7 protein-coding genes are annotated in these 6,634 nt (G+C 38.5%); all 7 read right to left on the bottom strand.

What is annotated here, in order from left to right:
* Positions 1-138 precede the first annotated feature (138 nt).
* A complete protein-coding gene (locus tag V5804_RS09615) occupies positions 139-1,257 on the bottom strand; it encodes an AI-2E family transporter (RefSeq protein ID WP_369591177.1) in 1,119 nt (372 codons plus the stop codon).
* Positions 1,258-1,629: 372 nt separating this feature from the next.
* Entirely contained in the window at positions 1,630-2,331 is a 702-nt protein-coding gene (locus V5804_RS09610) for an MBL fold metallo-hydrolase (protein ID WP_369591176.1), read from the bottom strand.
* A 33-nt stretch (positions 2,332-2,364) separates the two neighbouring features.
* Positions 2,365-3,135, bottom strand: coding sequence for a hypothetical protein (locus tag V5804_RS09605; protein ID WP_369591175.1), 771 nt, complete (start codon positions 3,133-3,135; stop codon positions 2,365-2,367).
* Positions 3,132-3,587 carry an SRPBCC domain-containing protein gene (locus V5804_RS09600; RefSeq protein WP_369591174.1) on the bottom strand — a complete coding sequence of 152 codons (456 nt, stop codon included), beginning with the start codon at positions 3,585-3,587 and terminating at the stop codon, positions 3,132-3,134. Before V5804_RS09600 ends, V5804_RS09605 begins: the two co-directional genes overlap by 4 nt.
* Positions 3,588-3,741: 154 nt before the next feature.
* Entirely contained in the window at positions 3,742-4,668 is a 927-nt protein-coding gene (locus V5804_RS09595) for an alpha/beta hydrolase (RefSeq protein WP_369591173.1), read from the bottom strand.
* A 109-nt stretch (positions 4,669-4,777) separates the two neighbouring features.
* Entirely contained in the window at positions 4,778-5,296 is a 519-nt protein-coding gene (locus tag V5804_RS09590; protein ID WP_369591172.1) for a hypothetical protein, read from the bottom strand.
* Between the two features lie 5 nt (positions 5,297-5,301).
* Positions 5,302-6,573, bottom strand: a complete 1,272-nt coding sequence (locus tag V5804_RS09585; RefSeq protein WP_369591171.1) for an alpha/beta fold hydrolase — start codon at positions 6,571-6,573, stop codon at positions 5,302-5,304.
* Positions 6,574-6,634 lie beyond the last annotated feature (61 nt).

Here is a 6,634-nt window from a genome sequence, read left to right as displayed (position 1 = left end):
GATGACCCCGGAAGCAACCCATGTTCAACAAAAGATCAAAAGAAAATTGTGGAATAAAAAAGTCCTGAAAGAATGACCTATCAGGACTTTTATTGAATAATTTTAAAAAACTAATCGGTCAACTTTTTTCAGGACTAGTCAACTACCTGCTACTTCGGCTTCCGGCACATCCCCTTTTCGTTTTAAAATGGAATGTTTAGAAGGTTTTTCGTCATCGCCCAGCAAAATGCCCCATGGCTTTAACGATTCTATCCGGTCGAAAATAATTTTGGTCATGGCAATTACCGGGATGGATAGAAACATGCCTGGGATCCCCCAAAGCATTTCGCCGATGATTACGCCCAAAATAGTAACCAACGCATTTATTTTTACTTTGGAACCTACAATTACAGGCAGTAAAATATTACTGTCAATCAGGTGCATGGCTACAATTGTTACCACAACCAGAATTACTTTTCCAAGGGCGGCGGTACTGAAAGTAATCAGAACGCTTAATAAAAGTGCCGTAAAAATACCGATGTAAGGGATGATATTGAACAACCCGGTCAATATCCCAAGCAAAAAAGCATATTTGATGCCGCCAATTAAAAACACCGTGCAAACAATGGTTGCCACAATCAGCATTTCTAAAATCAAACCTGTAATGTATTTTCGGATAATATATTGGATGTTTTGTATTACATCATAAACAATTACAGAATTTTCCTGCTTAAAAACAGCAACCAGAAACCGCATTAACAACGTACGGTACACCAACAGGAAGAAGGTATCAATCAGCATAAAAATCAAAAACAGCAACATGGAAGAAACCGAAAGTACCGTTGAGCCGATTGCCGCCGTACTGCCGCTTAAAATTTTTGATGTTGCAGAATGGACATAATTCATTTGCTTTGCTGCATTGATATCGTAATGTTCTGCAATCCAATCTTGAAAATTGCCAATTGATGTTGTTACCTGGTCTCTCAATTGCGGCCAATCACTTGCCAAATTACCAATTTGCGAAGCAACTACGTACATTACCCCTGCAACAACTGCAATAAGCAATATTACAGAAACCCCGCAGGCAGCGCCTCGGGGCAAACGGGCTTTGGTTTCAAAAAACTTGGCCACCGGCAACAGCATAATTGAAAACAGCGTTGCAAATATTAAAGGCGACAAGATTTCTTTTCCGTTGATAACCAAGTAGCCAAGCGCAAGTATGCTGATAAGCACCATTGCTAATTTGGTATAAAAGGGAGGTATGGTTTTGTTAGTCATTGGTAATGGTTAATAGGTTGTAGTTAATGGTTGATAGCCGAACAAAGATTAATTTTTAGTACTAAACTGGATAAGCAGCTTAATGTTTAGGTAGGCCGCATTTAGTTTTCGCCTTAATTCAATAATTTTACCAAACCTGTTGAAATATTGTTCAACTATTTTCTATGCTTCTTTTACCACCTAAAAATCATGGGCTTTTTGTAATGTTTGTACCAGTAGATTATTCAGGCACAAAATTTATGGGCATAAAAGAAGCATTGTAAATTTTTACGATAAAATTTTAAACAAGCCCTTTAATGAACAAGGTATTGCTGTATACTCCTTTTACAGGCCATTTTTTTCGGGTTATTGCCCGGCAAACAATATCCAATTCTATTCCCTTCGCGCAATCATGTGAACAAATTTTTCTTTCGGTACGGCTTTTCCATGGCCAAAAACAGCAATTTGAAAAGGAAAAGCAGCTAATTTTTGCAAAGTAAGCTGGTTGACTTTTTTAGATTGATAAGCAAAGGCCGGTTTCAGTTGCTTTTCATTCCCGGCACTATCCGCAGCAAAAAGCAATGCTTCTTTTACCGGGTAAAAAAGGGCGACCTGTTCGGCGCAATGTCCAGGCGCGTTGATTACTTGCAAACCTTGATGATCAGGTACACAACCCCCTTCCGTTACAATTTTAAAGCTTGCTTTTACCGGCTGGATGTACAAGAATTGCAAATTGATCTTTCCATTCAGCGTTAGCAGCTTCAGCAAAAAAGCTACAATTTTGGAATTTGGGCGAAAAGCAATTCCCTTCGCAATCATTTCCGCACAAAGCGCGGAAGTGTAAACCGGAACGTTTACCGTTTTTAAAAGATCGGCCAAACCACCGGTGTGGTCGTAATGCGCGTGGGTGAGGATGATAAAACGCAAATCTTCCGGCTGTTTCCCGATTTGCCTGATCCCTTGAAAAATCAAATCTTTGCTGCCTTTTGGCCCGGCATCAATCAAAATTAAACCGGCAGGATGATCTACCAAAAAAACATTAACGATAGGAAGCGTTAACTGAAAAACGTTTTCGGTGATTTGGGTAACTTGCATTGATTCAAATCTTTAAAAACTTTTAACGCTGGTTTATTCCCACCAGTTTTTAGCTTTTCCTTTCGTCTGGCTAATTGCAGCGTTATCCATTTTATGTTCAATCATATAACCTACCCAACCGTTTTTTATATATTTAGTTGAAACATAAAACTCTCCGGCTCCATTATCTAAATCGCCACAATTTGGGATCCTGTAATCACCCCAATTGCATTTTTTAGAAATATTGGTCTTGTAACTTGTCCAGGTTCCAACAAACTCATTGTTTGAAAAACTATCTGATACAAGCATTAAAGCATCGTATTTAAACTGTTGCTTTTTATCAATTGCAAAATTACTTTTCAATGTGCCTTTTATAAAACCCGAATAAAGTTCGTTCTTATTTTCATAAAGTATAACTTCACAAGTTGACGTTCCTTGTTGATAATTTGGATCATCACTTTGATAAAGTTCGGCTTTTTGAATTGTAATTGTCCCTTTAAAAGAACAGCGTTTTCCTTTAACCAATGTTTTGCCATCAACAAAATAGTTGTAAGGGTTTTTAGGGTTTTTTACAATTGAAGTAAAATGGATTTGAAACCTTTGAAAATCACTTCCGATAAAACCTAATATTTCCGGTCTTTTAACTTTAGTCGGTTGTTGGTCATCATATTCTGTTTCAACACTATCAGCCATCAAAACTTTTGAAAGATTGTAACTTTTAATTCTATTGTAAAAGTTGTTTTCTATTGTATCTTGAGCATAAGATTGGATAGTAAACAAACCTATGAATACAGTAAATATTACTTGTACTTTTGTTGTATTCATTGCATTTCTGCTACTTCTTTTACCTGCACCAAAATCGGATTCCAGCCTTCACCATTATTGTAAACATCTTTATATCTTTTTTCTCCTTCTGCCGCGGTTTCAAATCCATCCTGGATAACGGTTAAAACAGTTTGCCCGTCTTTTTCCGACAACTCATAAGTAACATTCAAATAATTTTCAGGAACATCCGGATAAGATGCAAAAGGGTCAATTACCGTATATTTTAAAAGTTTGTCCGGCTCAATTTTTACAATCTTGCCTTTTACAAAAACCATCGGTTTGCCTTCATACTCGCCTTGCCAAAGCAGTTCGCTTCCAATTTTCCAATCCGAAACGGTCTCGCAGCCAAACATATAAATTTTGGTTTTGGCAGGATTAACAAGCGCATCCCAAACTTTAGAAGTTGGTGCGTTGATTACAATTTCGCTTTTTACAATTTTAGGTTTTTCCATTTTGATTTTCGTTTAACACACCAATTTTATGCTGGTAAAAGAAGCATGCCCATTTTTAACTTGTTGTTATCCTTAACTGGTTTCAGGATCCCTCTTCCAAAGTCGAAACCTTGCTTGTGGGATGCCGAAACAAGTTCGGCATGACAATCAAAAATTATTTAATCCAGCCGTTGCCGATCATCCAGTTTTTAACATGGTCCATCCATTTATCGGGCGTGGTTTTGTTGTTCAGGCCAAAACCATGTCCGCCTTTTGGATAAACAATCATGGCCGCCGGAACCTTGTTTTTAAGCAAGACGTTGTAAAAGTACAAGCTGTTTTTTACGTTAACCACATTATCGTCTTCGGCATGGACAAGCATCGTTGGCGGCGTGTTTGGCGTAACATTTTGCTCGTTAGAGAAATATCTGATCTGCTCCTGGCTTGGCGTTGGCCCAAGCAAATTGTTGCGCGAACCGCCGTGTGCCAAACTATCCGTCATGCTGATTACCGGATACAACAGCACCATAAAATCCGGCCGCAAACTGGTATTGTTGGTGTTTGCAATTTTTGGATCATTAAAATGAGAACCGGTCAAAGCGGCCAGACTTCCGCCGGCGGAAAAACCGATGATGCCTACTTTTTTCGGGTCAACGTTCCATTTTGCAGCGCCTTCGCGCACGGTTTTGATCGCCATTTGCGCATCTTGCAAAGGCCCGATGCTTTTGTCTTTCATAATCGCATCACTTGGCAATCGGTATTTCAACACAAAAGCAGCTACGCCGATTTCGTTAAAAGCTTTTGCAATTTCGGTCCCTTCGTGGTCGTAAGAAAGAAAGGCATAACCGCCGCCCGGACAAATTACAATTGCCGCGCCCGTTGCTTTTTCTTTTGCGGGAAGGTAAATTTCGAGTGTTGGTTTGGTTACTTTGCTGTAGCCAACATCATTTGCCGAACCTGATTTAACTTCCTGATAAGCATTATCGTTAATAGAATTTGGGACCGCGCCCGGATACAAAGGGATGACCGTTTGTGCTTTTGCGTGGTTCATCAACATAAAAAACACGGCACTAAAAAAAGCAGGATAAAAGAAGCATTTCATTTGGATAAAAATTGGTTGTTTAAATCAACACAAATCGTATCGAAAGTGCAACGTTTTATCAAAAAATATTGTCTGCATTTTGATGCTTCTTTTATCGGTATAAATTTGGTTAATAAACCTCCGCTTTTAAATAGCCTCCTTTTTGTAAAGCTGCACTTGCTTCATCAGGTTTTTGTGTGCCGATCAACAGTTTGCTGCCGTCTTTAAAAACCAATTGAATGCCTTGGTTTCCGGCAATATTGTATGCTTTTCCTTTTCCAAACAAACCCAAACGCAAGCCCCAACCGCCATACTCTAACAATGGATTGTATTCCCGAACATACGCTAACCCGATTGTTTTTGCAGAAAAGGTTTTGAATTTTAAATGAAAAGGGAAAAGGCGGACACGAATATTTTCGGCAGTAATTTCTGTATCCAAACGACAAGATAAAAGCAACGCGATAGCCAAAACAGGAACGATAAAAACAATTAAATTATCAAAGTTAAAATATTGGGGGAAAGAAAAATGATGTAGTTTACCTTTTTGTACGCTATTATAAACGGGGACAAAAAAAGCAATTAACAAAATGAGCCACAACCACCATTGCCTAAAACGCTGTGTTTCTCTAAATAAAACTTCGGTTTCCATTGGGTTTATTTTAATTGGTTTATAAATGAAACAACCGCATCAACCAACTTTGCATCAACCGGCAAATCAGGGTTGTTGTAAGTTTCCAAGTTTTTTGCCCGATCAGCAGGCGCTTGTTTTAATACATGGTTCATCCCTTCAACCAAAACCAAAGTTGCATCAGGTTTTGCTTTTTTTAGGTTTTGGGCATCGGCAACACTCACTTGGATATCGGTTGTTCCTTGTACAATTAAAACTGGAATTTTCAGTTTTTTAATTTCTGTTTGAGGATTGTACTTCATCCAGGAAATAAGATAAGGCTGCACGCTTGGCCCGAATAATGGATCTGTTGCATCGGCTTTAACGGGTAAACCTTTCATCAAACTATCCAGCCTGTTCATGGAAATTTTATATTGTTCCGGCGATTGATTTTTTAATTGGGCTTTTATAATTTTGTTGATTACATCGCCCGCCCCGGCAACTGAAATATAACCGTCAACTTTTTCTTTTTCGGCAGCCAGCATTCCAATTAAAGAACCTTCGCTATGGCCTAAAACAATTACTTTAGAAAACCTTGGATCGTTCTTTAGCATTTTAACCAACGCAATAGCATCATTTACAAAATCGTTAAAACGCATGTCAACCATTGCTTTTGTGGTCCTGCTTTCGCCCACAGCCCTTTTATCATAGCGCAAAGTAGCTATGCCGGCTTTGCCCAAAGCATCAGCCAGTTTAAAGTAAGAAGCAGCAGTTAAACCCGGTTGGTTGCCGTTTCGGTCTGTTGGGCCAGAACCCGCAATTATCAACACCACCGGAACTTTTGCGATACTGTTTTTAGCAGGTAAAATTAGAGAACCAGATAAAGTTGCATCCGTAGTATTTATGGCAATTGGTGTTTCTGCAAGGCCAGAACTAATTACATAACTTGCTTTTTCCTGGTAAGGCCGCACGGAGAAAAAACTTATTTTTCCAGTTTTATCCAAACCGATATTCAACCCAAAAATGCCGTTGGTAAAAACGGTTTTATAAGTTGCAATTGAAGCAGCTACACTCTTAAAATCTGTACTTTGGATTTCGCCCAATTGTGCTTTAAGTTGATTAACAACTTGCTTTGTTTTTTCTAACGAAAGCGCAGTTTGCATCGTTGCATTAAACATATTGAAGATTTGAGTTGCATCGCCTTTGGCATACAAATCTTTAAATTGGTTTACCGCTTCCTTATAATTCGCAGGTTCGGTTTGTGCAAACAGCAGACACGGAAAAAGTAACGGTAAAAGAAGTATGGATAGTTTTTTCATTTGTAGTGAATTGGATAATGAGTTTTACAGGACGGATAAATATAATAAGTTAAATTTATGT

It is taken from the genome of Mucilaginibacter sp., assembly GCF_041088075.1.
In the GTDB taxonomy this organism is placed as follows: Bacteria; Bacteroidota; Bacteroidia; order Sphingobacteriales; family Sphingobacteriaceae; genus Mucilaginibacter_A.
This window is presented reverse-complemented; position numbering and strand designations above follow the sequence as displayed.

Bases quoted from the DNA above. Each gene is read 5' to 3' on its own strand.
- V5804_RS09615 (WP_369591177.1), bottom strand. From the start codon at position 1,257: ATGACTAACAAAACCATACCTCCCTTTTATACCAAATTAGCAATGGTG.
- V5804_RS09610 (WP_369591176.1), bottom strand. From the start codon at position 2,331: ATGCAAGTTACCCAAATCACCGAAAACGTTTTTCAGTTAACGCTTCCT.
- V5804_RS09605 (WP_369591175.1), bottom strand. From the start codon at position 3,135: ATGAATACAACAAAAGTACAAGTAATATTTACTGTATTCATAGGTTTG.
- V5804_RS09600 (WP_369591174.1), bottom strand. From the start codon at position 3,587: ATGGAAAAACCTAAAATTGTAAAAAGCGAAATTGTAATCAACGCACCA.
- V5804_RS09595 (WP_369591173.1), bottom strand. From the start codon at position 4,668: ATGAAATGCTTCTTTTATCCTGCTTTTTTTAGTGCCGTGTTTTTTATG.
- V5804_RS09590 (WP_369591172.1), bottom strand. From the start codon at position 5,296: ATGGAAACCGAAGTTTTATTTAGAGAAACACAGCGTTTTAGGCAATGG.
- V5804_RS09585 (WP_369591171.1), bottom strand. From the start codon at position 6,573: ATGAAAAAACTATCCATACTTCTTTTACCGTTACTTTTTCCGTGTCTG.